The sequence below is a fragment of the Streptomyces sp. L7 genome (assembly GCF_050990935.1).
Lineage (GTDB): Bacteria > Actinomycetota > Actinomycetes > Actinomycetales > Microbacteriaceae > Leifsonia.
Genome location: NZ_CP194644.1, coordinates 2,575,768 through 2,600,662, shown reverse-complemented (window position 1 = coordinate 2,600,662; position 24,895 = coordinate 2,575,768). Strand labels below are relative to the sequence as shown.

General features: G+C 71.2%; 26 protein-coding genes, 1 tRNA gene and 2 pseudogenes. 17 read left to right on the top strand and 12 right to left on the bottom strand.

Annotated features, from left to right (window positions below):
* Window positions 1–13: 13 nt before the first annotated feature.
* Window positions 14–1,993: an acetate--CoA ligase gene (acs, locus tag ACR5MH_RS12980; RefSeq protein WP_431347572.1), complete on the top strand. Its 1,980-nt coding sequence runs from the start codon at window positions 14–16 to the stop codon at window positions 1,991–1,993.
* Window positions 1,994–2,054: 61 nt separating this feature from the next.
* On the opposite strand, the gene glgX is transcribed toward acs, so the two are convergent.
* The 4 genes from glgX to ACR5MH_RS12960 form a co-directional block, all read right to left on the bottom strand.
* Window positions 2,055–4,097: a glycogen debranching protein GlgX gene (glgX, locus tag ACR5MH_RS12975; RefSeq protein ID WP_431347571.1), complete on the bottom strand. Its 2,043-nt coding sequence runs from the start codon at window positions 4,095–4,097 to the stop codon at window positions 2,055–2,057.
* 89 nt (window positions 4,098–4,186) lie between these two features.
* A complete protein-coding gene (locus ACR5MH_RS12970) occupies window positions 4,187–4,960 on the bottom strand; it encodes a glucosamine-6-phosphate deaminase (protein ID WP_431347570.1) in 774 nt (257 codons plus the stop codon).
* Window positions 4,960–6,351 (bottom strand): 6-phospho-beta-glucosidase, encoded by a 1,392-nt coding sequence (locus ACR5MH_RS12965; protein WP_433861826.1) that lies wholly within the window; start codon window positions 6,349–6,351, stop codon window positions 4,960–4,962. Before ACR5MH_RS12965 ends, ACR5MH_RS12970 begins: the two co-directional genes overlap by 1 nt.
* Entirely contained in the window at window positions 6,348–7,121 is a 774-nt protein-coding gene (locus ACR5MH_RS12960; RefSeq protein WP_431347567.1) for a DeoR/GlpR family DNA-binding transcription regulator, read from the bottom strand. Before ACR5MH_RS12960 ends, ACR5MH_RS12965 begins: the two co-directional genes overlap by 4 nt.
* Window positions 7,122–7,241: 120 nt before the next feature.
* Here ACR5MH_RS12960 and ACR5MH_RS12955 point away from each other — a divergent pair, with 120 nt between their 5' ends.
* The 4 genes from ACR5MH_RS12955 to ACR5MH_RS12940 are packed head-to-tail and all read left to right on the top strand — an operon-like array spanning window position 7,242 to window position 11,331.
* Window positions 7,242–8,228: a carbohydrate kinase family protein gene (locus ACR5MH_RS12955; protein WP_431347566.1), complete on the top strand. Its 987-nt coding sequence runs from the start codon at window positions 7,242–7,244 to the stop codon at window positions 8,226–8,228.
* Window positions 8,229–8,231: 3 nt separating this feature from the next.
* Window positions 8,232–9,590, top strand: a complete 1,359-nt coding sequence (locus ACR5MH_RS12950) for an extracellular solute-binding protein (RefSeq protein WP_431347565.1) — start codon at window positions 8,232–8,234, stop codon at window positions 9,588–9,590.
* Complete coding sequence (locus ACR5MH_RS12945) at window positions 9,590–10,510, top strand: carbohydrate ABC transporter permease (protein ID WP_431347564.1); 921 nt, start codon at window positions 9,590–9,592, stop codon at window positions 10,508–10,510. The genes ACR5MH_RS12950 and ACR5MH_RS12945 overlap by 1 nt, the downstream gene beginning before the upstream one ends.
* Complete coding sequence (locus ACR5MH_RS12940) at window positions 10,507–11,331, top strand: carbohydrate ABC transporter permease (RefSeq protein ID WP_431347563.1); 825 nt, start codon at window positions 10,507–10,509, stop codon at window positions 11,329–11,331. The genes ACR5MH_RS12945 and ACR5MH_RS12940 overlap by 4 nt, the downstream gene beginning before the upstream one ends.
* A 27-nt stretch (window positions 11,332–11,358) precedes the next feature.
* On the opposite strand, the gene treZ is transcribed toward ACR5MH_RS12940, so the two are convergent.
* Together treZ and treY are read right to left on the bottom strand one after the other, a co-directional pair.
* Window positions 11,359–13,113, bottom strand: a complete 1,755-nt coding sequence (gene treZ, locus ACR5MH_RS12935) for a malto-oligosyltrehalose trehalohydrolase (protein WP_431347562.1) — start codon at window positions 13,111–13,113, stop codon at window positions 11,359–11,361.
* Complete coding sequence (gene treY / locus ACR5MH_RS12930) at window positions 13,110–15,422, bottom strand: malto-oligosyltrehalose synthase (RefSeq protein WP_431347561.1); 2,313 nt, start codon at window positions 15,420–15,422, stop codon at window positions 13,110–13,112. Before treY ends, treZ begins: the two co-directional genes overlap by 4 nt.
* Before the next feature lie 182 nt (window positions 15,423–15,604).
* Between treY and ACR5MH_RS12925 the strand changes: the two genes are divergently transcribed.
* Complete coding sequence (locus ACR5MH_RS12925) at window positions 15,605–15,778, top strand: CsbD family protein (protein WP_431347560.1); 174 nt, start codon at window positions 15,605–15,607, stop codon at window positions 15,776–15,778.
* A gap of 143 nt (window positions 15,779–15,921) precedes the next feature.
* On the opposite strand, the gene ACR5MH_RS12920 is transcribed toward ACR5MH_RS12925, so the two are convergent.
* On the bottom strand, window positions 15,922–16,284 hold the full coding sequence (locus ACR5MH_RS12920; RefSeq protein ID WP_433861825.1) for a Rid family hydrolase: 363 nt from the start codon (window positions 16,282–16,284) through the stop codon (window positions 15,922–15,924).
* 161 nt (window positions 16,285–16,445) lie between these two features.
* Here ACR5MH_RS12920 and ACR5MH_RS12915 point away from each other — a divergent pair, with 161 nt between their 5' ends.
* The 3 genes from ACR5MH_RS12915 (at window position 16,446) to ACR5MH_RS12905 (ending at window position 17,553) form a co-directional block, all read left to right on the top strand.
* Window positions 16,446–16,625, top strand: a complete 180-nt coding sequence (locus ACR5MH_RS12915; protein WP_431347558.1) for a hypothetical protein — start codon at window positions 16,446–16,448, stop codon at window positions 16,623–16,625.
* 108 nt (window positions 16,626–16,733) lie between these two features.
* Complete coding sequence (locus ACR5MH_RS12910; protein ID WP_431347557.1) at window positions 16,734–17,270, top strand: DUF6611 family protein; 537 nt, start codon at window positions 16,734–16,736, stop codon at window positions 17,268–17,270.
* A 10-nt stretch (window positions 17,271–17,280) separates the two neighbouring features.
* Window positions 17,281–17,553 carry a hypothetical protein gene (locus tag ACR5MH_RS12905; RefSeq protein ID WP_431347556.1) on the top strand — a complete coding sequence of 91 codons (273 nt, stop codon included), beginning with the start codon at window positions 17,281–17,283 and terminating at the stop codon, window positions 17,551–17,553.
* Between the two features lie 10 nt (window positions 17,554–17,563).
* Here ACR5MH_RS12905 and ACR5MH_RS12900 read toward each other — a convergent pair whose 3' ends face one another.
* Both ACR5MH_RS12900 and ACR5MH_RS12895 read right to left on the bottom strand, forming a co-directional pair.
* Window positions 17,564–18,508, bottom strand: coding sequence for an NADP-dependent oxidoreductase (locus ACR5MH_RS12900; protein ID WP_433861824.1), 945 nt, complete (start codon window positions 18,506–18,508; stop codon window positions 17,564–17,566).
* Between the two features lie 66 nt (window positions 18,509–18,574).
* Window positions 18,575–19,524: pseudogene (locus tag ACR5MH_RS12895) on the bottom strand (helix-turn-helix domain-containing protein).
* Between the two features lie 128 nt (window positions 19,525–19,652).
* Between ACR5MH_RS12895 and ACR5MH_RS12890 the strand changes: the two are divergent.
* From ACR5MH_RS12890 to ACR5MH_RS12870, 5 genes and pseudogenes are all read left to right on the top strand, one after another.
* Window positions 19,653–19,832 carry a hypothetical protein gene (locus tag ACR5MH_RS12890; protein WP_433861823.1) on the top strand — a complete coding sequence of 60 codons (180 nt, stop codon included), beginning with the start codon at window positions 19,653–19,655 and terminating at the stop codon, window positions 19,830–19,832.
* 50 nt (window positions 19,833–19,882) lie between these two features.
* Entirely contained in the window at window positions 19,883–20,527 is a 645-nt protein-coding gene (locus tag ACR5MH_RS12885; RefSeq protein ID WP_431347551.1) for an HAD-IA family hydrolase, read from the top strand.
* 83 nt (window positions 20,528–20,610) lie between these two features.
* Window positions 20,611–20,976, top strand: coding sequence for an ArsR/SmtB family transcription factor (locus tag ACR5MH_RS12880; RefSeq protein WP_431347550.1), 366 nt, complete (start codon window positions 20,611–20,613; stop codon window positions 20,974–20,976).
* Window positions 20,973–21,449: an SRPBCC family protein gene (locus tag ACR5MH_RS12875; protein WP_431347549.1), complete on the top strand. Its 477-nt coding sequence runs from the start codon at window positions 20,973–20,975 to the stop codon at window positions 21,447–21,449. The genes ACR5MH_RS12880 and ACR5MH_RS12875 overlap by 4 nt, the downstream gene beginning before the upstream one ends.
* Window positions 21,450–21,454: 5 nt before the next feature.
* A pseudogene (locus ACR5MH_RS12870) lies at window positions 21,455–22,068 on the top strand (dihydrofolate reductase family protein).
* Window positions 22,069–22,394: 326 nt separating this feature from the next.
* Here the strand turns inward: ACR5MH_RS12870 and ACR5MH_RS12865 are convergent.
* The 3 genes from ACR5MH_RS12865 to ACR5MH_RS12855 all read right to left on the bottom strand — a co-directional run bounded on the left by ACR5MH_RS12865 (window position 22,395) and on the right by ACR5MH_RS12855 (window position 23,455).
* Window positions 22,395–22,467, bottom strand: a tRNA-Arg gene (locus ACR5MH_RS12865).
* An 83-nt stretch (window positions 22,468–22,550) separates the two neighbouring features.
* A complete protein-coding gene (locus ACR5MH_RS12860) occupies window positions 22,551–23,330 on the bottom strand; it encodes a dienelactone hydrolase family protein (protein ID WP_431347547.1) in 780 nt (259 codons plus the stop codon).
* Window positions 23,327–23,455: a hypothetical protein gene (locus ACR5MH_RS12855; RefSeq protein ID WP_433861822.1), complete on the bottom strand. Its 129-nt coding sequence runs from the start codon at window positions 23,453–23,455 to the stop codon at window positions 23,327–23,329. Before ACR5MH_RS12855 ends, ACR5MH_RS12860 begins: the two co-directional genes overlap by 4 nt.
* Before the next feature lie 45 nt (window positions 23,456–23,500).
* Between ACR5MH_RS12855 and ACR5MH_RS12850 the strand changes: the two genes are divergently transcribed.
* The 3 genes from ACR5MH_RS12850 to ACR5MH_RS12840 are packed head-to-tail and all read left to right on the top strand — an operon-like array spanning window position 23,501 to window position 24,806.
* On the top strand, window positions 23,501–23,794 hold the full coding sequence (locus ACR5MH_RS12850) for a GNAT family N-acetyltransferase (protein WP_431347546.1): 294 nt from the start codon (window positions 23,501–23,503) through the stop codon (window positions 23,792–23,794).
* Window positions 23,795–23,823: 29 nt separating this feature from the next.
* Window positions 23,824–24,174: an alcohol dehydrogenase catalytic domain-containing protein gene (locus ACR5MH_RS12845; protein WP_433861821.1), complete on the top strand. Its 351-nt coding sequence runs from the start codon at window positions 23,824–23,826 to the stop codon at window positions 24,172–24,174.
* A complete protein-coding gene (locus tag ACR5MH_RS12840; protein ID WP_433861820.1) occupies window positions 24,108–24,806 on the top strand; it encodes a hypothetical protein in 699 nt (232 codons plus the stop codon). Before ACR5MH_RS12845 ends, ACR5MH_RS12840 begins: the two co-directional genes overlap by 67 nt.
* Window positions 24,807–24,895 lie beyond the last annotated feature (89 nt).

Below are 24,895 nucleotides of genomic sequence, written 5' to 3'. Positions count from 1 at the left end.
CTAGCGTCGGAGGGTGAGCGGTGCGATCGAGAACCTGGGGCGCGAGTCCCGCGTGTACGAGCCGAGCGCCGAGTTCGCGGCGCAGGCGAACGTCGGGCCGGAGGTGTTCGCGGAGGCCGGCGCCGATCCGGTCGCGTTCTGGGAGCGGCAGGCCGCCCGCCTCGACTGGGCGGAGCCCTGGCACACCGCCCACACCTGGGAGGCCGCCACGCCGGGCCCGGACGGCGAGCTCAGCGTTCCGCGCGCCGAGTGGTTCGCCGGCGGGAGGCTCAACGCCGCCGTCAATTGCGTCGACCGGCACGTCGCCGCCGGGGCCGGCGACCGCGTCGCGCTGCACTTCGAGGGCGAGCCGGGCGACCGCGAGACCGTCAGCTACGCCGACCTCCAGCGCCGAGTCGCCCAGGCCGCCAACGCCCTCACCGCCCTCGGCGTGGGGAAGGGCGACCGCGTCGTCGTCTACCTGCCGGTGCTGGTGGAGACCGTCGTCGTCACCCTCGCGATCGCCCGCGTCGGCGCCATCCACTCGCTCGTCTTCGGCGGGTTCTCCGCGGAGGCGTTGCGGTTCCGGCTGGAGGACACCGGGGCGAAACTGCTGGTGACCTCCGACGGCCAGTTCCGTCGCGGCGTCGCCGTGCCGGTGAAGGCCCAGGCCGACGCAGCGGTCGCGGGCGTGGACTCGGTCGAGCGCGTGCTCGTGGTGCGCCGCACGGGCGAGCTCACCCCCGATATCCCGTGGACGGCCGGCCGCGACGTGTGGTGGCACGACGTCGTCGACACCGCCCCGGACGTCCACGAGCCCGAGTCCTTCGACGCCGAGACTCCGCTCTTCATCATCTACACCTCGGGAACCACCGGTCGGCCGAAGGGCGTCGTCCACACCACCGGCGGCTATCTCACGCAGGCGTCGTGGAGCCATTGGGCGCTCTTCGACGCGAAGGTCTCCGATGTCTACTGGTGCACCGCCGACCTCGCTTGGGTGACCGCGCACACCTACGTGCTGTACGGCCCGCTGTCCAACGGCGCGACCTCCGTCATCTACGAGGGCACGCCGAAGACGCCCAGCAGCGGCCGGCACTTCGAGATCATCGAGCGCTACGGCGTGACGACGTACTACACGGCGCCCACGCTCATCCGCACCTTCATGAGCTGGTTCCCGGAGGGGCTTGCCGCAGCCGGCGACTGGGACCTCTCCAGCGTGCGGCTGCTCGGCACCGTGGGGGAGGCCATCAACCCGGAGGTCTGGGTCTGGTTCCGGGAGCAGCTCGGCGCCGGGCGCGCGCCCGTGGTCGACACCTGGTGGCAGTCCGAGTCCGGAGCGGCCATCGTCGCCCCGCTGCCCGGCGTCACCGCGCTGAAGCCCGGCTCGGCGACGCTCGCCGTGCCCGGCGTGACGGTGCGGGTCGTGGACGAGCACGGGGAGGACGTGCCGCGCGGCTCCGGCGGCTCCATCGTGATCGACGGCACCTGGCCGGCGATGTCGCGGACCGTCTGGGGCGACCCGGGGCGTTACCGCGACTCGTACTGGCGTGCCTTCGCCGAGCGCGGCTATTTCCTGGCCGGCGACGGCGCGGCCGTGGACGACGACGGCTACCTGTGGCTGCTCGGGAGGCTGGACGACGTGATCAACGTCTCCGGCCACCGCCTGTCGACCATCGAGATCGAGTCGGCGCTGGTCGCCCATCCGTCCGTGGCGGAGGCCGCCGTGGTCGGCGTCGGTGACGCGACGACCGGGCAGGCGGTCGCGGCGTTCGTCATCCCGGCCGGGGCGCTGGACGCCTCCGGCCTGCGAGACCAGGTCGCCCGCGCGATCGGCGCGATCGCGAAGCCGCGCCATGTCGTGGTGGTCGAGGACCTCCCGAAGACCCGCTCCGGCAAGATCATGCGGCGGTTGCTGGTCGACCTCTTCGACGGGCGCCCGCTGGGGGACACGACCTCCCTGCAGGACGAGACGGTGCCCGGGCGGATCGCGGAGGTGCTGGCGGCCCGTCGGTGAATCCGGAGGTCACTGCGATCCGGTCGGATCTCCGGAGTTCCGGCCGCGCCTCAGCGCTCGCTCACGGCCGGGCGGCCGATCGGAACAGGCCGAAGGAGGTCTCACCGACGATCACGCTCTCGCCGTCGTCCAGGGCGAGCTCGGGGTCGCTCGACAGTTCCAGCGACCAGCGGGCGCCCGGAGGGTCGGGCAGGACGAACTCCACGCCGTTCGCGGCGGCGTTGAGCAGCAGCAGGAACGAGTCGGCGCCCTCGTGCATGAGCACGAAGGCGATCGACCGGGCCTCCGGGTCGCCCCAGTCCTCGTCGGCGAACGGCTCCCCGTCGGCACGGACGATGCTCACCGTGTCGTCGCTGCCGTCCTCGGGGGCGTGCCGATACCACTCGGGGCGCAGCGCGGGCTCGGTCCTGCGCAGGCGGATGAGCGATGCCGTGAACGCGTGGAGGTCCCAGTCGGCGTTCGCCCAGTCGTACCAGGAGATCTCGTTGTCCTGGCAGTAGGCGTTGTTGTTGCCCTGCTGGGTGCGGCCGATCTCGTCGCCGCCGAGGATCATCGGGACGCCGGCCGAGAGCAGCACGGTGGCGAGGAAGTTCTTGCGCTGCCGGACCCGGACCGCGTTGATGGCCGGGTCGTCGGTCGGGCCCTCCGCCCCGTAGTTGCGGGAGCGGTTGTCCGATTCGCCGTCGCGGTTGTCCTCGCCGTTCGCCTCGTTGTGCTTCTCGTCGTAGCTCGTGAGGTCGGCGAGGGTGAAGCCGTCGTGGGCGGTGACGAAGTTCACGCTCGAGAGCGGCGCGCGGCGGGATTCCTCGTAGATGTCCGGGCTGCCGAGGACGCGCTGCGAGAGCGTCCCGAGCACGCCGGGGGTCCCGCGCCAGAAGTCGCGGACGTCGTCGCGGAACTTGCCGTTCCACTCCGACCAGTCGGCCGGGAAGCCGCCGAGCTGGTAGCCGGCAGTGTCCCACGGCTCGGCGATCATCTTGACTCGCGCGAGCACCGGGTCCTGCTGGATGAGCGTGAGGAAGGCGCTGTGCAGGCTGGCGTCGCCGCCCTGCCGGGTGAGCGTCGTGGCCAGATCGAAGCGGAAGCCGTCGATGTGGTAGTCCTCCACCCAGTAACGCAGCGAATCCATGATGAGCTGCAGGGCGGCGGGATGGCTGACGTTGACGCTGTTCCCGGTGCCGGTGGTGTCGAAGTAGTGCGCGCGGTCGCCCTCGACGAGTCGGTAGTAGGAGGGGTTGTCGATGCCTTTGAGGCTGTAGGTCGGACCGAGGTCGTTGCCCTCGGCGGTGTGGTTGTAGACGACGTCGAGGATGACCTCGAGGCCGGCCGCGTGCAGCGCCTTGACCATCCCCTTGAACTCGTCCACCTGGTGTCCGGTGTCGCCGGTCGCGGCGTACTCGTTGTGCGGCGCGAAGAAGCCGATCGAGTTGTAGCCCCAGTAGTTGCGGAGGCCCTTCTCCTGGAGGTGCGGGTCCTGGACGAACTGGTGCACCGGCATGAGTTCGACGGCGGTGACGCCGAGGTTCTTGAGGTACTCGACGGCGGCCGGGTGGGCGAGGCCGGCGTAGGTGCCGCGGAACTCCTCCGGCACCCACTCCATCAGCTTGGTGAAACCCTTGACGTGGGTCTCGTAGATGATGGTCTCGCTGAGCGGGGTGTACGGGCGCTCGTGGTCGCCCCAGTCGAACTCCTGACGGTCGATGACCACGCCGAGCGCGACATGCCGCGCCCCGTTCGTATCGCTGCGCCGCTTGGGCCGGCCGAGCTGGTGGCCGAATACGGCCTGCGAGTTGTCCCAGGAGCCGGTGACCGCGCGGGCGCGCGTCGGCAGCAGGACCTTGGCGGGCGAGAAGCGGAGGCCGTTGGCCGGGTCCCAGGGACCCGCGACCCGGAGCCCGTAGCGCGTGCCGGGGACGAGCCCCTCGACGAAGCCGTGGAAGACGTGACCGGTGCGGTTCGGCAGCTCGGTGCGTCGCTCGCGGCCGCGCGCGTCGAAGATCGACACGATCACGGTGTCGGCGTTCTCGCTGTAGACGGCGACGTTCGCGCCGCCCTCGACGAGGGTGAGGCCGAGCGGATACGGGTGGGAGCCGTCGGCGCTCACCGGGCCGTCCAGCGGGAGTGGACGCGCGGCGCGCGGGGAACGGGGCAGAGCTCGGGCACGGTGCCTCCGATGATCGATAGACCGACAGGCTACCTGCGCGCAGCCAGGACCGGGAAGCGGTTGACACGGGAGGAGCGGACCGCTAGCTGCGACGCCGCGGCTTCGTCCACGACGAGAAGGGCGTCAGGGCGGCGCTGAAGCACGGAGGCCGGGCACTCCACGGACAGGCGTCCCTCGACGGCGGCCTTGACCGCCTCCGCCTTCCGTTCGCCCAGCGCGACGAGGATGATCCGGCGTGCCTGCATGATCGTGGCGAGTCCCTGCGTCAGCGCGTGCGTCGGCACGTCGGCGGCCGTCGCGAAGAATCGCGCGTTGTCCCGCCTGGTCCGCTCGGTGAGCGCTACGACACGCGTGCGCGTCGTGAACTCGGAGCCCGGCTCGTTGAATCCGATGTGCCCGTTCGCGCCGATGCCGAGCACCTGGATGTCCACCTCGGACTCCTCGATGGCGCGCTCGTACTCCTCCGCGGCCGCGTCGAGGTCGGCGGCGGCGCCGTCCGGCACGCGCACGGCGCCCGGCCGCATCCGCAGCGGTGTCGTGACCGTGCGGTCGATGACCGTGCGGTAGCTCTGCGGATCGGCCGGGTCGAGACCGACGTACTCGTCGAGCGCGAAGCCACGAGTCCGCGAGAGGTCGAGCTCGCCGCGCTCGACCCGGCGGCGGAGCGCCGCGTAGGCGCCGAGCGGCGAGTCACCGGTGGCCAGCCCGAGCACCGCGCCCGGGCGCTCGGTCACCACCGCGGCGATCTCCGCCGCTGCGGCCTCGCCCACTTCGGTGGAGGTCGGCAGCACGACGACGCGCATCAGCGTCCCGCGGGTGCGAGCCCCGCATCCACGGGCGTGCCGCCGAAGAGCTCGGCCAGTTGCGGGTGCGCCGCCGTGTAGCCGCGAAGCAGCGCGCGCGCGGTCGGGACGCTCTCCACCAGCGGGTGCAGCGCGAAGGCGAGCAGGGCCTCCGACTCGGATCCGGTGAGCGCGGCGGCGATCGCGTGTCGCTCGACCTCCTTGACCTGCGCCATCAGACCGAGCTGGTGGAGGCTGGGGGCCGGGACGGACAGCGGATGCGCTCCGTTCGCGTCGACGAGCGTGGGCACCTCGACGACGGCGTCGTCCGGGAGACCCGCGATGGTGCCGCGGTTGCGCACGTTGAGGATCATGGTCGCCTGCTCGTTGCGCGTGATCGCGTTCATCACGCCGAGCGCCACGCCCGCGTAGCCCTGGTCCGCCGGGTCGACGGACGCCTCGTGGTGATGGGCCGGCTCGTCCTGCGTGCCGCCGGTCGCCTCCGCCATGTACGACGCGCTGCGGCGGTCGACGGTGCGCCGCCAGAGGTCGGCCTTGTCGCCGGTGTCGAGGGAGAGCGCCCAGAACTCGGACTGCGTACGGGCGAGGAAGTCGCCGCGCGTCGTGCCCGCCTCGATCATGGCGCGCACCGCGTCGCGGTTGAAGTAGTAGTAGTACAGGTACTCGTTGGGGATCACGCCGAGTTCGCGGATCCACTCGGTGCCGAAGACCTGGCCCTCCTCGAGTTCGCCGAGCAGCCGGTCGTCGGCGAGGAACTCGGGCAGCACGTTCCGCCCGTCGTGGTAGACCCCGCGCATCCAGCCCAGGTGGTTGAGCCCGACGTAGTCCATGTGGATGCGGCTCTGGTCGACGCCGAGCGCTGCCGCCACGCGGCGGCCGAGCCCCGAGGGCGTGTCGCAGATGCCGACGACGCGGTCGCCGAGCACGCCCTGCATCGCCTCGGTGATGATACCCGCCGGGTTGGTGAAGTTCATCACGAAGGCGTTCGGGGCGAGCCGCGCGATCGTCTCGGCGACGCCGACCATCACCGGCACGGTCCGGAGCGCGTAGGCGATCCCGCCGGGACCGGTGGTCTCCTGGCCGAGCACGCCGAGGTCGAGCGCGACGTGCTCGTCGCAGCGCCGGCCCTCCAGGCCGCCGACGCGGATGGCCGAGAAGACGAAGTCGCTGCCGGCGATGGCCTCGTCGAGCGAGGTGGTCGTGGTCAGCCGCGGCGCGCCGGGCGTCTGCGCGGCGAGCTGCGTGAGCAGCGCCGCCATGGTCGTGAGCTTCTCGGCGTCCACGTCGTAGAGGCACACCTCGTCGACGCGGGGGCTGCCCGTGTCCCTGAGAATGGCCTGCCACACGTAGGGCGTGCGGAATCCTCCGCCGCCGAGGATGCTCAACTTCATGCGATCACGACCTCTCCGCCGCTCGCGCGGCACAATTCGATGGCTTCGACCGGGACGCCGTCGGTGGTGACGAGCACGTCGACGTCGGAGAGCGTGCACACGCGGAGCGCGCCCGTCCCGGGGAACTTGGCTTCGCTGGCGAGCAGGACGACCTTGTCGCTCGCCGCGATCATCGCCTGCTTGAGCGGCGTCTCGACGGCCATGTCGTCGACGATCGCTCCTCCTGCCCGGACTCCGGTGCAGGAGAGGAACATGACGTCGGCCGTGATCTGCTGGAGGGACGCCACGGTGAGCGAGCCGACAAGTGTGCGCATGTTGCGGCGGAGTACCCCGCCGAGCAGCACGACCCGGACGGCGCTGTCGTTGCGCAGCTCGTCGAAGACGGCGAGATTCGAGGTGACGACCGTGATGTCCCGTCCGCGCAGCATCCGTGCGAGGAACGGGGTGGTCGTGCCGATGTCCAGCAGGACGACGCTGCCGTCCTGCACGTAGGCGAGGGCGGCCTTGGCCAGCCGGACCTTGAGGTCGATGTCGGCGCTGTCGTCGTAGGGCGTCTCGGGAGATTCCGCGCCCTCCTGGACCGTCATGCCCGTTCGGAGGACGGCGCCGCCGTAGCTGCGCGTGAGCTCGCCGTTGCGGTCGAGGATCTCGAGGTCGCGGCGGATCGTCGACGCGCTGACGCCGAGGGTCTCGGCCAGTTCGGGGACGCTGGCCGTCCCGCTGGCCCGCAGCTCGGTCAGGATGCGCTGCCGACGTTCACTCACGATCATGCTCATCACGATAGCTGAAACACGCACGAAATACGCAAACTCGAGCAAAGTTGGTCAAACCTGCGCAACAGTGTTACGTTGTCGGGCATCCCGTCCGGAGAAGTGCGAAGGAGTGAACTGTTGCATCACCGTCTGTCCCGACCTGGGGCCCTGCTCTTCACCGGGGATGTGTTCTGCGACCTGATCTTCACCGGCGCCGACGTCCCGGTCCTCGGGCAGGAGACCTACGCCGACCGCTTCGGCATCGCGGCGGGCGGGTCGGCGATCCGGGCGGTGGCGGCGGCGCGGCTCGGCGCGGACTCCCGGCTCGTCGCCACCATGGGCGACGATGTCATCGGATCGCACATCCACGCGCTGCTCCGCTCGGAGCCGAACCTCGATCTCGACGAGCTCCGGACGGTCGCGGGCTACCAGACCCCGGTCAGCGTGGCGATCTCCGGCCCGCACGACCGCGGCTTCCTCACCTACGTGGAGGAGCACCCGGTCGCCGTCCCGCAACGGCGCGACGACGTCGCGGCCGTGCACCTGGGCGTCTCCGACGCCGTCCTGCCGTGGGCCGTCGAGCTGCGCGAAGCCGGGACGGTACTGGTCGGCGGAGTCGGCTGGGACGCGAGCGGCGAATGGTCCAGCGGGCTCCTCGCCGCACTCGACCGGGTGGACGTCTTCATCCCGAACCAGGACGAGGCGATCGCGTACACCCGCACCGCCGATCCCGAATCCGCGGCCCGCGCTCTGGCGGACCACGTCGGCCTCGCGGTCGTCACGCGCGGCGCCGCTGGCGTCATCGCCGTCGACTCGGCGAACGGCGAGGAGGCCGACGTGCGCGGCATCCCGGTCGCCGCTGTGGACCCGACCGGCGCGGGCGACGTCTTCACCGCCGCCCTCATGACCTCCTTCGGCGAGGAGTGGACCCTCGCCGAACGTCTCCGCTTCGCCACCGCCACCGCCGCCTACTCGGTGACGGGCCTCGGCGGGGGCGCGAGCGCCCCGACTCCTCGCGAGCTCATCGGCTTCGTCGAACGACACGCCGCGGACTCCGAATGGGCCTTCCTCCACGACTGGAGCCGGCGAGCGCCGCTCCAGCAGACAACGGGAACAGAAAGGTAATCCATGAAGAAGCAGTTCACCGCGATTGCGGTCGGCGCGCTTGCTGCGGCGACCGCGGTGCTCCTGGCCGGTTGCGCGCCGGGGTCGTCCGGGTCCGGTAGCGACGCCCCGAAGGTCACCGCGTCCAAGACCGTGGAGTCCGGGAAGTACACGCTGACCGTCTGGGATCAGAACAACACGGGCGACATCGACACCGCGCAGAAGAAGCTCAATGCGGAGTTCGAGAAGAAATACCCGGATATCACGATCAAGCGGAACAGCCAGTCGTTCTCCGACCTGAAGACCACGCTGAAGCTCGCCCTCTCGGGCAACAACCCGCCGGACGTCGTGCAGGCCAACCAGGGCTACCCCGACATGGGCGCGTTCGTCTCCGGCGGGATGCTCACCCCGCTGAACGACTACTCGTCGTTGTACGGCTGGGATCACTACTTCCCGTCGAACCTGCTCGCGCTCAACACCTTCAGCGCCGACGGCAAGCACTGGCAGACCGGCAACCTCTACGGCGTCTCGAACACCGGTGAATTCGTCGGCGTCTACTACAACAAGAAGATCCTGAGCAGCCTCGGCGTCGAGGCGCCCAAGAGCCTCGACGACCTGACCGCCGCGATGGCCAAGGCGAAGGCCGCCGGTGTCCAGCCCATGGCGTACGGCGACCTCGAGAAGGTCCGTGGCATCCAGCTCTACGGCGTGGTCCAGGCCGCGACCGCCGGAGCCAAGGCCGTGCAGGACCTCGTCTCCGCCAAGGCGGGCGCGTGGACCGACAAGGCGAATGTCGCCGCCGCCGCGACCGTCCAGGGCTGGGCGCAGAAGGGCTATCTGCCCGCCGACGCGAACGGGATCTCCCAGGACGCCGCGGTCGCCGACTTCGGCAAGGGCAACGCCGCGTTCATCATCGACGGCACCTGGGACATGTCCACGATCGGGCAGGCGCTCGGCCAGTCGAACGCCGGGATGGTGGCGCTCACGCCCGCAGGGGCCTCCGCGCCCGTGACCCAGGGCGGCGAGGGCCTGGCGTGGGCGATCACGTCGAAGTCCGCCCACCCGAATGCGGCGGCAGCCTACATCGACTTCATCTCGGGCAAGTCCAGTGCTCAGACGATGATCGACGCGAACAGCCTGCCCACCGTCCTGCCGGCGGACCACGCCTCTCAGGCGGGGACCCTGAACGCGAGCGTCTACGACCAGTACACCTCGCTGACCGCGGGCAAGAGCATCGTGCCGTACCTCGACTACACGACGCCGACGTTCTACACGACGCTGACCGCGGCCATGCAGGACCTCACCGCCCAGAAGACCTCACCGCAGCAGTTCACCCAGACGCTGCAGACCGACTATTCGGGCTTCGTCTCCGGAAACAAGTGATGGCTCAGACCCTCATCGCGACTGCCACCGACGCCCCGCGCACCCGCGTGCGGCGCCGGTGGCAGCCGGCCGCCTACCTGTACGTCGCGCCGTCGGTGCTGGTGCTGGCCGCATTCATCGTCGTCCCGCTCCTCCAGACGTTCCAGTACTCCTTCTACGACTGGAACGGCATCGGAGCGTCGACCTGGGCCGGGTTGAAGAACTACGCGGCCGTGTTCACCGACGTCCAGCTGCGGGACTCCTTCCTGCACGTGTCCGTGCTGCTCCTGTTCTATGCCGCGTTGCCGGTCATCCTCGGCCTCGGCCTGACGATCGTCCTCTCGCACGCCAACCGGCTCCGCGGGATGGGCTTCTTCCGCACGGTGCTGTTCCTCCCGCAGGTGATCGCCTCGGTGGTCGTCGGCACCATCTGGGTGTCGATCTACGCGCCGCACGGACTTCTGAACCAGGTGCTCGGTGCCATCGGGCTGGGCGAGCTGACGCGCGCCTGGCTCGGCGACTACACCTTCGCGCTGATCGCGATCGGCTTCATCGGGACATGGGTGAACACCGGGCTGTGCCTGGTGCTCTTCCTCGGCGGTGTCCAGAACATCGAGCCCGCCGTCTTCGAGGCCGCCCGCATCGACGGCGCCGGACCGCTGCGCGAGTTCTTCGGGGTGACTCTGCCCGCGCTGCGCGGACAGCTCGCCATCGCGCTCACGTTGACGGTGACCGCGACGCTGAAGTCGTTCGACATCGTCTACATCACCACGCAGGGCGGCCCGGGCACCAGCACCACCGTGCCCGCGTTCGAGGCGTTCAACCGGGCCTTCAACACGGGCCAGGTCGGCTCGGCGGCGGCCGTCGCTATCGCCCTGACCGTGCTCATCATGGTGATCTCGTGGCTGATCACCCGCCTGCAGCCGAAGGAGAACGCATGAGAATCGGCCGGGTCGAGAAGACCGTCGACTACATCATCCTGAGCGTCTTCGCGCTCTTCGCGCTCCTGCCGCTCGTCGGCGTGCTGTTCTCCTCGGTGATCCCCGCGGCCGACAACACCGGCGGGTTCCAGCTCCCGCAGACCGTGCGGCTGCAGAACTACACCGACGCCTGGACGGAGGGCCACTTCTCGTCGTACATGGCCTCCAGCGTGCTCGTGGCGGTCGTCGTCGTCGTTCTCACGTTCGTGCTGGCGACCCTCGCCGGCTACGCCTTCGCGCGCATGACCTTCCCGGGCTCGGGCATCCTCTTCTTCGTCCTGCTCGTGGGGCTCATGCTCCCGGAGGAGGCGTTCATCATCCCGCTCTACTTCAACCTGCGGACCGCCGGCCTCACTGACACGTACTGGGCGCTGATCCTGCCGCAGACCGCGCAATCGCTGGGCTTCGCGGCGTTCTGGATGCGCAACCACTTCCGCGCGTTCCCCGGCGAGATCATCGAGGCGGCGCGGCTCGACGGCGCGGCGGACAGTCGCCTGCTCTGGCGGGTGCTCGTCCCCGCGTCCTGGCCGTCGATCGGCACGATGGCCGTGCTCGTCGGGATGTGGACCTGGAACGAGTTCCTCATCCCGCTCGTCATGATCACCCAGGACCAGTTGCGGACGGCGCCGCTCGGGCTGGCGTTCTTCCAGGGCCAGCACATGACGAACCACTCGCTGCTCTCCGCGGCCGGGGTGCTGATCGCGCTGCCGATCGTGATCCTGTACCTGGTCCTGCAGCGGCGTCTCATCAGCGGCATCGCGGGTGGAGTCGGGACGCGCTGAGCCGACACGGTCGGGCGACAGGAGCGGTCACGCCGCGTCGTCCGCTCGGGTCACGCGCACCGCGTCTCCGTAGGCGGCGAGCTCGGCGCCGGCCGCTCTGTCGCGTCCCCCTTGCTTCTCCGGCCTGCCATCCGGCAGCGGGCCGTCCAGGGCCACCTCCACTCGGAGGCTGCCACGGGTGAATCCGAAGACACCGCCGGAATACCCGACTGCGGTGGCGCGCGCGTCGGCCGGAAGCTCGCCGCGCAGCTCGATGAGGCGGCGGTACCACGCGAGCAGGCGGGCGTGGGCGGGCCGACCGGGTTCGGTCCAGTCGAGGCGGGCGCTCTCGAAGGTGGCCGGGTCCTGCGGGTCGGGGACGACATCCGGGTCCCAGCCCATCCGTGCGAACTCCGCGATGCGACCGGTGCGGGTGGCCTCGGCCAGTTCCGGCTCCGGGTGGGAGCTGAAGAACGGCCACGGGGTGGTCGCGCCCCACTCCTCGCCCATGAACAGCATCGGCGTGAACGGGCCGAGCAGGACCAGCGCGGCGGCGATCGCGAGGCGGCCCTCATCGAGCGCGGCCGTGAGCCGGTCGCCGACGGCGCGGTTGCCGATCTGGTCGTGGTCCTGGCTGAAGGCGACCAGCCGGGTGAACGGGATGTCGGCGTCGAGCGGCCGGCCGTGGTTCCGTCCGCGGAAGCTGGACCAGGTGCCGTCGTGGAAGAAGCCGCGCTCGAAGACCTTGATCAGCGCCTGGGGTCCGGCGAAGTCGGCGTAGTACCCGCTCGTCTCGCCGGTCAGGTTGACGTGGACGGCGTGGTGCACGTCGTCGTCCCACTGCGCGTCGAGGCCGTAGCCGTGGCTGCGCCGCTCGCGGATCAGCTTCGGATCGTTGAGGTCGCTCTCGGCGATCAGGGTCGCCGGCCGTCCGGTCGTCTCACGGATGCCGGCCGCCTCCCGCGCGAGCGCCTCCAGGATGTGCTCGGCGCTGCTGTCGCGGAGCGCGTGCACGGCGTCCAGCCGGAGGCCGTCGACGTGCATCTCGCGCAGCCAGTACCGGGCGTTGTCGAGGATGAGCCGCCGGACCTCGCCCGAGTCCGGTCCGTCGAGGTTGACGGACGAGCCCCAGGTGTTGCGGCCCTCGCTCAGGTAGGGGCCGAACTTCGGGAGGTAGTTGCCGCTCGGTCCGAGGTGGTTGTAGACGACGTCCTGGATGACCGCGATGCCCCGTCCGTGGCAGGCGTCCACGAACCGCTGGTAGGCGTCCGGACCGCCGTACGGCTCGTGCACCGCGAACCAGAGGACTCCGTCGTATCCCCAGCCGTGCGGGCCGTTGAACGCGTTGACCGGCAGCAACTCGACGGCCTCCACGCCGAGCCCCACCAGGTGGTCGAGCCGGGCGGCCGCGGCGTCGAGGGTGCCTTCGGGCGTGAACGTGCCCAGGTGGAGTTCGTAGATCACGCGACCTGTCAGCGGGCCGGGACGCCAGTCGTGGTCGGTCCACGCGAACGCACCCGGGTCCCAGGTGCGGCTCAGCGCGTGGACGCCGTCCGGTTGGCGCCGCGAGCGCGGGTCGGGGAACGGGCCGTCGCCGTCGACCACGAAGCCGTAGTCGAGTGGGGCGTCGTCGCCCTCGAGCGGGGAGGGCAGACTCCACCAGCCGCCCTCATCCTTCTGGAGGGGATGCCGACCGAACCCCGCGACCTCCACCTCCACCGCGTCCGCGCCAGGCGCCCATACCGGGAACGTGCGCGCGGAGAAGGTTCGCTCCGGGAACCCCTCGGTCTCGAGCCCGCTCATCGGCCCACCGCCAACAGCGCGACGGGATACCGGTCGAACAGCTCGGCGAGCCGTGTCCGGCCGCTCACCTCGCGTCCGGTCAGCTCGTCCCGATAGACCTCCGGTCCGACATCGACCGTGGTGTCGCCCCACCCGCCCGCGCGCGCCAGCCCCACCGGGAGCCGGGTGGCCAGCGTGACGGCGCCGCCGCGGTCGAACGCCACGAGGTGCTCCGCACGGTCGCCGTCCGCCACCACGGGCCGGTACTCGGCGAAAAGTTCCGGTCGCTCCCCGCGCAGTCGCAGCGCCCGGGAGGCCACCAGCAGTTTCGCCGCCCCCGACGAGTCGACGGGCGGCAGCCAGCCGTCGTCGAGGTGGGCGAGCAGCCCGGCGGCCGCGTCGAACTCCACCGGCCGACGGTTGTCGGGGTCGACCAGCGAGCGCTCCCAGCGCTCCGAGCCCTGGTAGACGTCGGGGACGCCCGGCATCGTGAGCTGGACGAGCTTCGCGCCGAGGCCGTTGCTCGCACCGGGTGCGTCGACGATCGCGGAGATCGCCGCGACCTCCGCGGCAACGCGCGGGTCGTCGAAGGCCGCATCCACCAGTTCGCCCATGGCGTCCTCGAAGACCGCGTCGGGGTCGGTCCAGCGGGTGCTCGCGCCGGCCTCCCGTGCGGCCTTGAGCGCGTAGGCCTGGAGGCGCTCCCGAGAGGCGGGCCACGCTCCCACGATCGACTGCCAGAGCAGGTTCTCGAGCGATCCGTCGCCGATCGACACGCGCTGCCGGACCGCCGTGAGGAACCGGCCCCACCGCTCGGGCAGCTCCGCGAGCACGGCGATGCGCGCCCGGGTGTCCTCACTGCGTTTGGTGTCGTGCGTGCTGAGCGTCGTCAGCGAGTGCGGGAGGTCGGCGAGGCGCCGTTCCTGCCGGCGGTGGAAGTCCGCCGGGGCCACCGCGAACTCCGACGGGTCCCCGCCGACCTCCGTCAGCGACACCAGCCGGGTGTAGCGGTAGAAGGCGTTGTCCTCCACGCCCTTGGCCATGATCGCGCCGCTGGTCTGCTGGAAGCGCGCGGAGGCCGGCGCCACGACGCCGTCGGAGTCCGCCGCGAACGCCGCGCCGAGTGCCCGCAGCGCGTCGGCGAGGTCCGGTCGCGTGACGGAAGCGGAGTCGAGCGCGGCCCGGAGCTGGTCGGCGCCGAACGGAAGGTAGCTCCGGTACACCGGGAAGGCCGCGGCCAGCTCGGCGACCGCGTCCGCGACGGAGTCGGGATCCGCGCGCTCGTCGCCCAGGTCGCGCACGACCCGCAGCACCTCCGACCGCAGGATCCCATCGGCCACCGCCCTTTTCCGGCGATGCACCAGCCCCGGCCAGTCCCTGCTCTCCTCGCGTGCGTCGTGCTCCACCGCCAGGGCCGTGAGCGGCTCCTCGCCCGCCGGGTCCACGAACACGCGATCCACGAGCCCGAGCGCGTCGTACCCGGTCGTGCCGGTGATCGGCCAGCTCGGGATGCGCTCGTCGCCCTCCAGGATCTTCTCCACCCAGATCGGGCGGCCGTCGGCCAGGTCTGCGAGCCGCCGCAGGTAGTCGCCAGGGTCGCGGAGGCCGTCCGGATGATCGACGCGGAGGCCGTCCACGAGCCCTTCGCGCAGCCAGCGCCCGATCTCGGCGTGCGTGTCGTCGAAGACCCGCGGATCCTCCACCCGCACGCCGGCGAGCGAGTTCACCGCGAAGAACCGTCGGTAGTTCAGCTCCGCGTCGGCCCGCCGCCACGAGATGAGCTCGTAGTGCTGGCGCGCGTGCACCTCGCGCGGCGACGCGAACTCGGTGCCGGGAGCGATGGGGAACCGGTGATCGTAATAGCGCAGCTCCCCGTCCACGACGCGCAACGCGTCCTCCTCGTCCGGTCCGTCGCCGAGGACGGGGAGGCGCAGCCGGCCGTCGCCGAACGCCCAGTCGATGTCGAAGTGCCCGGCGTACACGGACTCCTGACCGGAGCGGAGCACATCCCACCACCACGGGTTCTCGTGCGGCACGGCGACGCCGAGGTGGTTGGGGACGATGTCGACGATCACCCGGAGGCCGCGACGGTGCGCGGCGTCCGCGAACTCGCGCAGCGCCTCCGGGCCGCCGCGTGCTTCGTCCACCCGGGTGGGGTCGACCACGTCGTAGCCGTGTGCGGACCCCGCGGCCGACTGGAGCAGCGGCGACAGGTACACGGCGCCGACGCCCAGGCGGCGCAGGTAGTCGAGGACTTGCGCGGCGTCCCTCAGCGTGAAGTCGGGCGTGATCTGGAGGCGGTAGGTGCTTGGCGGGACGTCGTGGCTCACACTAGGGATTCTTTCGCGCGGCGCACCCCGCTGGAAGGGGGTGGACATTTCCGTGGACGACTCGCGCTTTCACGCTTGCTGTGGAGGAGGGAGGGGTTGAAAAACCCGCAGACCCGTGCAGCCTGGACCCGTCACCGGCAGCGTGGGAGTGTTTCGGGCGAACCTAGGGAAAGGGGATAACGATGGGACTCGACGACAAGATCGAAAACGCCGCGGAGAACGCGGGGGGCAAGGCCAAGGAGGCCACCGGCAAGGCGACCGGCGACGAGCGCCTCGAAGCCGAGGGCAAGGGCGACCAGGCCAAGGCGGACCTCAAGAACGCCGGCGAAAAGGTGAAGGACGCCTTCAAGCACTGACCCGTCCCGAACGATCAGCCCCCGCCCCCGTCCACGTGGGCGGGGGCTGTCGCGTGCGGGCCGGCCGTGCGCGGCCGCTCCAGCGAACTCAGGGCCGGTCCTGCGAACTCAAGGAGCCAGCGCCGCGATCGCGCTGATTTCGATCAGCGCCCCCGGCACCCCGAGCCCCGCGACACGTGACCCGGTCGCGAGCGGCGGCGCCCCTCCCGGGCGAGCTGCGGCGCGATGGCGCCGTACGCCGCGCCGACGTCGGCGGAGGCGTCGATGAGGACGAACCACTGCACCACGTCGTCGAGCGTCGCTCCGGCCGCCGCGAGGGCCACTTTCGCGTTGTCGAGAGCACGCGCGGCCTGCGGGCCGACCTCCGGCGACACGAGCGCTCCGGTCGCGTCGACGCCGTTCTGGCCGCCGAGGTAGACCGTCGCCGATCCGGGCGGGACGACGGCGACATGGCTGAAGGCGGGACTGCGCACGAGCCCGTCCGGCTGGAGGAAGGTCACGCTCATGGCCTCATGGTGGCAGCGACCACCGACCTCGCGACAGACGGCCCCACTGTCGCCCGAAAGACGACGGAGCGCGATTGGGCAGGTGAAATCCTGCATGTTCGCGCGCGCCTGACGGCGGATACGAACGGGCGGCGCGGCGCGGGCATCCGATACTCGCATCCATGAAATCGCAGTCTCGTGGCGTTCCGTCCGATGCCGGGCCGACCGTTCCTCACATCGAGCGCGCGACCAGCGTGGTGACCGGTCAGCCGATCCTCATCCGCTGCGAGTGTCCGCTGGGGCGCGACCACACGTACGCCGAATGGCAGGAGCGGTTCGGCGGCAGTGCGACGACCGAATGACGGCGGAAGGAGGGGCGCCGTCTGCGGACCGTCTGGTTCCGCCCGCTGCGCGCATGGATTCCGTGAGGATGCGCGCGACCGCGACCGAAGCGGCGTAGACCGATACCCGTGACGACGATCGAGCGACCTCCTGCTCGGGGGAGGACGAAGCGGTTCTTCGAAGGCGCCCACCGCTGGGGCTGGTTCGAGGAGACCTCTGCCCTGTACACCGCGCGCACCGGGGTCTGCGCGCGCCGGTTGTTCGTCTACCCGCCCGGGACGACCTCCGCCGAGCGCCGTGCCATCGTCTTCCGGCGGCGCTGGCCCGCCATCGGCGGCCTGCTCGCTCTCCTCCCCGCGCTCGTGCTCGCGCCGGCTCCTGCGGTGTCGGCGATCGGCGCGATGGTGGCCGTCTACGCTGCGGGCTTCGCCGTGGCCGCGGTCACGACGCGCCGCGTGTGGCGTGAGTGCCGGGTGATCCGCTGCTCCACGGTCTCGGTCGGCGACGGGAGCGAGACGTACGGCGACGAGCGTCTGGTCACGGCCTCCCTCGCATCGCTGCTGGCACTGGAGCGGGCGCGGGATGAGGGCCGGATCGACGAGGTCGGCTTCGAGCTCGGCTGGAGCCGCGTGTACGACCTGGCGCAGCCTCGTCGCGCGGAGTAGCTTGCGCTGCATGGGCGACCGTCTGGAGCGCGCCCGGGCGCTGCGTCGCGTCGGGCTGGGAGTGTTGTTCGCCGTCCTCGCGCTGGTGTTCACCGCCGCGCTCACCGTGCTCATCCCGACCGAGGGCGAGAACCCGCGGGCCTGGGGGGTCGTCGTGTGCGGGGTCGTGACGGCGGCTGTCTTCGCCCAGCTCGCGCGGCGCAACTGGCGGCTGCTCAAGCACTACCGCGGTGACGACCTCCCCGTCGCGCACGCCGTCCATCGGCGGTCGCTGCACCACTGATCGCGGCGCTTCACGGCAGCAGGATCACCTTGCCGCCGGGATGCCCCGACTCCACCAGCCGCGCGGCGTCGGCGGCCTCCGTCAGTGGGAAGGTTCGCGCGATGTCCACCTCGAACTCACCGTCGGCGAGGAGGTCGAGCGCGAGTGCGTAGGCGTCGTCGCGCAGCCGCAGTTCGTCGGGAGTGAGGGGAACGGGGTTCCCGCCTCCCCACGCGCGGATGCCCAGCTCGGCCGCACGCGGGCCGACGACGATCGTGCCGATCCGCGAGCGGTCGCCGACGAGCGCGAAGGAGGCCTCCAGCGCCTCGTCGGTGCCGATCGCGTCGAGGATGAGGTCGTAGCCGTCCGGCGCGACGGCGCGCAGGCGGTCCAGCAGTCCCGGACCGTAGGCAACGGGAGTCGCGCCGAGTTCCCTCAACCGCTCGTGGTTCGCCGCCGACCCGGTCGCGATCACGGCGGCGCCCATCCGCCGGGCGAGCTGGATCGCTGCCCTCCCGACGCTGCCCGAGCCGCCGTGGATGAGGAGTGTCGTCCCCGGCTCGACGCCCAGCGAGACCAGTGCCTGGTGCGCGGTTCCGACGGGGACGCCGATCGCCGCGGCCTGCTCCCAGCTCACCGCGGCGGGCTTGCGGACGAGGTGGGAGGCCGGCGCGGCCAGGTGCGTCGTGTAGGCGCCGCGCGCGTTGCGGACGACCACCTCGTCGCCGGGCGCCCAGTCGTCCACGTCGGCTCCCACCGAGAGAACGACCCCTGCCGCATCGGCTCCCGGCACACGCGGCTCGGTGATCGGAGCGCTCGGCCGCGCGCCGCTGCGCAGCTTTCCGTCGATCGGGTTCACGCCCGCGGCGCGCACCTCCACGACCACGCCGTCGACGGGAGCGACCGGATCCGGGACCGTGGCCACCTCGAGCACGTCGGGGTCGCCGAGCCGGGTGTATTGGATCTGCGTGGCCATGCGGGGGTCCTTCCGTCGCCGGTGGTCGTCTTGGAGTCAACCACCGGGCCGGCGGATTGTTCCGCCTCAGCGTCGCGCGAAGGCCGCCCGGTAGCGCGTCGGCGGCACACCGACCTCCGCATCGAAGTGGTGGCGCAGCAGCGTGGCGCTCGCGAACCCGCTGCGACGGGCGACCTCCTCGACGGGGATGTCCGTGGTCTCCAGCAGCAGCCGGGCGTGGAGGACGCGCTGCGTCGTGAGCCACTGCATCGGCGGTACGCCGGTCTCGGCCACGAAGCGGCGCGAGAAGCTGCGGGTCGACATGTGCGTCCGGGCGGCGAGCCCGGAGACGGTGTGGTTCTCGTCCAGCGTGGTGCTGAGGTGGTCGAGCAGCTCGCTGAAGGTGTCGTCCTCGCAGTCGGAGACCGGCCGCTCGATGTACTGCCGCTGGCCGCCGTCGCGCTGCGGCGGGACGACCATGTTGCGCGCGATCGTGTTGGCGACCGCGCTGCCCAGTTCGCGGCGCACCAGGTGGAGGCAGGCGTCGATGCCGGCGGAGGTGCCTGCGCTCGTGATGATCGTGCCGTCGTCGATGAACAGCACGTCCGGGTTCACCCGCGCGAGCGGGAAGCGGCGCTGGAGGGCGTCGGCGTGGCGCCAGTGCGTCGTGCTCTCGCGGCCGTCGAGCAGGCCGGCGGCGCCGAGCACGAACGCGCCGGAGCAGACGCTGAGCAGGATGGCGCCCCGGGCGTGCGCGCGCCGGAGGCCGTCGATGAGCTCCGGGGGTACTCGTCGCGGATGGTGGCGGCGGGCACGGCGATGAGGTCGGCGTCCTCCATCGCGTCCAGCCCGTACGGTGCGATGAGTTGCACGCCGGTCTCGTTCCGGATGGGCTCGCCCGGGGTCGCCGAGCAGACCCGGAAGTCGAACGGCTCGATCCCGGCGTAGCTGCGGTCGAGCCCGAACACCTCGCAGATGACCCCGAACTCGAACATCGCGAATTCGTCGATGACGGGCACGGCAACGCGCTTCAACATGGCTCCGAGTGTACTGGCCGTATCTTTGCGAAGATAGACCTGAAGCCATATGGTGGCCGAATATTTTCGCTCGTAACGTTGAAGACATGGCAAATGGAACCTGGGCACAGGGAATCGAACATAGCTGGGTGGCCCGCCCGGCCCGCACCAATGGCGGCGAGCCGGTCTCGCCGCGCCGTCGCCGTTTCGTGCTGAGCGACTGGCTCCCCGCGGCGGTCGCCGCCCGCGGCGGTCGCATCACGCGCGAGAGCGAACGCGGTCTCGCGGACCTCCGGGCCGCGCAGGACGCCCGCACGACCGGTCGCTGATCCGCGGCAGCCCGCGACCCTGGGTCGCGGGCGCCGCCTAGGCTGGTCCGATGGAGATCAGCGCATCCGGATTCCTCTTCGACATGGACGGCACGCTCGTCGACTCGCACGCTGTGGTGGAAGGCGTCTGGAGCGAGTTCGGCCGGCGTCATGGCCTCGACCCCGCGGAGATCCTGGCGTACGCGCACGGCAGACAGGCGGTCGACACCGTCGCGCACTTCCTGCCGGGTCTCGCGGCCGAGCGACGGGCCGAGCTGGTCGCCGGGCTCGTCGCCGAGGAGGTCACGCGCACCGACGGCATCGTGGAGGTCCCCGGAGCGGCCGCCCTGCTGACGGCGCTCGCGGAGGCCGGTGTGCCCGTGGCGATCGTCACGAGCGCACCGCGCGAGCTCGCCGTCGCCCGACTGGAGGCGGCGCGCGTCCCCGTCCCGGACGTGCTGATCGCCGCGGAGGATGTCTCCCGCGGCAAGCCAGACCCGCAGGGCTACCTGCTGGCCGCCGAGCGGCTGGGCGTGCCGATCCAGCAGTGCGTCGTGTTCGAGGACGCCGAAGCCGGCCTGGTCGCCGCGGTCGCGTCCGGCGCCCGGGTCGTCGCGGTGGGCGGCCATGAGTCCGCTACGACGGAGGGCCTGGAGCGCCTCCGGGATTACGCGGGCGACGTGCCCGGTGTCGCGAGCGCAGTCCTGCCCTCCTGAGCCGGCCATGAACGGCTTGACGGAACGGTCGTCTCGTTCTACTCTTTAATCAACCGATTAATTGATAAACGGATAGGTTGATAATGGGTGACGATCAGCTCGACCGCTCCTTCGCGGCCCTGTCCGACCCGGTGCGGCGCGCGATGGTCGCGCGGCTCAGCCGTGGTCCGGCGACGGTCAACGAGCTGGCGGAGCCGTTCGAGATCAGCCTGCAGGCGGTGTCCAAGCACATCAGCGTGCTCGAGTCCGCCGGGCTGGTCTGGCGCACCCGCGAGGCGCAGCGCCGCCCGGTGCACCTCGACGGCGCCGCGCTGGAGCGACTGACCTCGTGGATCGATCGGTACCGTCTGGAGGCCGAGCAGCAGTACCGCAGACTCGACGCACTGCTCGCCGCGCCCCCGGCATCCTCACCAGAACAGAGCAAGCGAACCAAGGAGAAGGAATCATGACCAACCCTGTCGTCATCGATGCCGTACCCGGCACCTCGTACGCCGACATCACGCGAGAGTTCGAGGCTCCCGTCGAGGCGGTCTTCCGCGCCCACGCCGACCCCGACCTGTACGTGCAGTGGATCGGCCCGCGCAGCCTCGACAACGCGATCACCCACTGGGACTTCCGCACCGGGGGAGGCTACGCGTTCGAGCAGAAGGACGCCGACGGCGCCGTCTACGGCTTCCGGGGCGTCATCCACACCGTGGTCGAGAACGAGCTCATCATCCAGACCTTCGAGTACCTCGGCGCACCCGACCAGGTGAGCCTCGACCTCCTGCGCTTCGAGCCGCTCCCCGGCGGACGCACCCGGCTCGCGGGCCACTCGGTGTTCCCCTCGAAGGAGGCGCTGGAGGCGATGATCGCCTCGGGCATGGAGTACGGGATGCGCGAGGGCTACGAGAAGCTCGACGAACTGCTGGCGCGGGGCTGATCGCGATGACCAGGGTCGTCGCCGACATCACCGTCTCACTGGACGGTTTCGTCACCGGCCCGGACGCCGGCCCCGGCAACGGGCTCGGCACCGGGGAGAGCCGCTGCACCACTGGGTGTTCTCGGACGACCCCGACGACAAGCGCATCCTCGCCGCGGCGACGGAACGCTCGGGCGCCGTGGTCATGGGCCGCAACCTCTTCGACGTCATCGACGCCCCGGGAGGCTGGAGCGACGAGATCGGCTACGGCGCCGCGGAGGTCGGCAAGCCGTCGTTCCTGGTCGTGACGAGCGCGGCTCCGCCGACTTTGCGCCTCACGGGACTGGACTGGACTTTCGTCACCACCGGCCTGGAGGATGCGGTCGCTTCGGCACGCTCGCGCGCCGAAGCGGTGTCCGCGGCGCGCGGAGCCGACCTGGACGCGATCCTCATGGGCGGCGGCGCCCTCATCGGCTCCGCGCTCGCCGCAGGCCTGGTCGACACGCTCGTCCTGCACCTGTCGCCGATCATCCTCGGTGCGGGAACCCCGCTGTTCACCGGCTCCGGGCCGCGCGAGCTCGTGCAACGGGAGGTCGTGGTCACGTCGACGGCCACGCACCTGACGTACGACCTGGGGTGAGCCGTTCCTGCTCGTTTGAGCAGAGGGCGTTGCGCTGCGCACATCATCGCCGAGGCGTGCCAAGCTCTTGAATAGTGAGGCGGGCCGCGACTGGCGACAACGGCCGGCGGCCCGCCGACTTACGCGACTCGCCGGTGAAAGTCGCGATCTAGCGGGTCCTACATTCTCGAGCGCATCGAACGTCGGCCACGCCGTTGAGAGCACCACACCGAGCGCCACGTTCCGAGCATCGCGGTGGGGGTACCTCTTCACACCGGGGTCTGACGGGGCAACAACGAAAAAGCCCCGGCTCTCCGCCGGGGCTTTCTCGACTGTCTCAACCAGTGTGCGCCACGAGGGATTCGAACCCCCAACCTTCTGATCCGTAGTCAGATGCTCTATCCGTTGAGCTAGTGGCGCATGACCCTGCCGCGTTCTCCGCGCGGGCCTGTTAGAGCTTACATGACCGTCTCGCAGACCGCCAATCAGCACCGGCGATCAGCTCAGGCGAACACCTCGTCCAGGAAGCACACCAGCGCCCGCCAGCTCCGGGCGTCCGCGAGCGGACGGTACCGGTCGCTTCCTGGGATGGTGAACGCGTGCGGCGCGCCCGAGTACGTCGTCAATTGCCAGTCGACGTGCGCCGCGGCGCGCAGCTCGTCCTGGAACGCGGCGACCGCCGAGTCCGGGACGACCGGGTCCGCGCCGCCATTGAGCACGAGCAGGGAGGCCGCGATCGCCGCCGCGTCGGACGGGTCGTGGGCGATGAGGCCGCCGTGAAAGGACACCACGCCGCGGGCCGGCGCCCCCGTGCGGGCGAATTCGAGGGCGGCCGTCCCGCCGAAGCAGTAGCCGATGACCGCGAGCCGGGCCGGGTCGACGGCGGGGTGCTGTTGCAGCCAGCTGAAGCCGGCGGCGACTCGCGAGCGCAGCAGCGGGAGGTCCCGGTAGTACTGTCCCGCGACCGCCGCCGCCTCCTCGCCGCTGGGCCGCACGTCCGCGCCGTACAGGTCCGCGGCGAACGCGACGTAGCCGCGGCGGGCCAGCATCTGCGCGCGCATCCGCACGTTGTCGCCGACGCCGTGCCAGTCGTGGAGGATCAGCACGGCCGGGCGGCGGTCGTCGGCCTGCACGTCCCTGGCGAGGTAGCCCTCCAGCGGGAGGCCCTCGTGGTCGTACGGGACGACCTCGGCGTCGATCACGGAGTGCTCGCCGATCGGGACCTGCTCGAGCAGGGCCTGGTGGGCAGGGGACAGGGCGGGCGACGGGTTGTCGATCGTCACGGGTGCGGCTCCAGCTTCGGGTGCGCGACGCGGGCGACGGTCGTCGCACGCGGCTGGCCTGCTGTGGCTGCATCGCGGAGTGCGCGCGGGCCCGAACGGTGCGGGTCGGGTCCCACCTCGTTCACGATACCTCCCCTGACGGGGAGGCGCGACGGACGTACGATGGGCGCATGTCCACGGAGTTCAGCAACGAGACCGACGCGAACCGCTACGCCATGCGGATCGACGGCGAGCTCGTCGGCATCCTCGACTACAGCGTCCTCGGCTCGTCCATCTCGCTCACACGGGCGTTCACGGTCCCCGCCCAGCGCGGCCACGGCTACGCGGCCGACCTGGTCGCCTACGCGGTCGACGACATCGAAAGCACCTCCGGGCGGAGGATCGTGCCGATGTGCTGGTACGTGGCGGAGTGGTTCGACCGGCACCCCGAGCGCGCCGGGCTGCTGCAGCGACGCGCCGGCTGACGGCGATGGGAGGCCGGGCGGAGCGCACTGTGGAACGCACGGCGGCGCGCGTGGTCCGCTTCGGCGACCCGTCCGCGATCGCGCTCGTGCACGAGACGCTGCGCGCGCCACGTGGCAACGAGGTCCTCGTCCGCGTCACGCATGCGGCCCTCGGGTCGACGGACGTGCTGGCCCGGCGTGGCGGCTACGTGCTCCAGCCGGTGCCGGGCTTCGTCCCCGGCTACGACTTCGTCGGCGTGCTGGAGACGGAATCGGCGGTGTCGGCGGCGCTCGGCCTCCGCACCGGCGCGCGCGTCGCGGGGTGCTCCCGCGGATGGGCGCGCACGCGACCCGGCTCGTCGTGTCCCCGACCTACCTGGTCGCCGTCCCGGACGCGCTGACGTCGGAGGCCGCCGCTGCCCTCCCGCTCAACGGGGTGACCGCCGCCCTGGCCCTCCAGTACGCGGGACCGGCGCGGAGCGTCCTCATCCAGGGCATCACCGGCGCCGTCGGGTCGCTCGCGGCCCAGCTCGCGCTGCGCGACGGAAAGACGGTTCTCGGGACGGGGACGACGCCACCTCCCGGCCTCTCCGCCGCAGACATGACCCTCATCGACTACCGCGACCCGCATTGGCCCGCGGTCGTCCGGGAGCAGACCGGAGGTGGGGCGGAGGCCGCGATCGACCACACCGGGTCGCCGCTGGTGCGGGAGGCGGTCGCCCCGTCCGGTGTCGTCGTCCGCACGGCGTTCGCGGGGCGCGCCGGACACGAGCGGGACGACGCGATCCGCGGTTCGGCGGCGGCCGTGCTGCGACGGTTCGGGCACCCGCGGGAGGTCGTCTGCTCGGTGCCATTCTGGGTACTGCGGAATCGGCCGGAGTACCGGCGCATGCTGAAAGGGCTTCTCGCGGATGCCGCGGAGGCGCGGCTGACGGTGTTCGAGCCGGAGGTGATCGCGTTCGACGCGGTGTGGGCGGCGCATCGCGCGACAGACGGGCGGCCGGCAGGGCGGACGGTCGTGCTGGGGATGTGAGGGAGGCCCTGGGGTGAACTGCCCAGACGTGACTGCGCCCGAGCTCAACCGCAAAAACCCCTTTGGGGGACATGACCCCTCGCTATTAT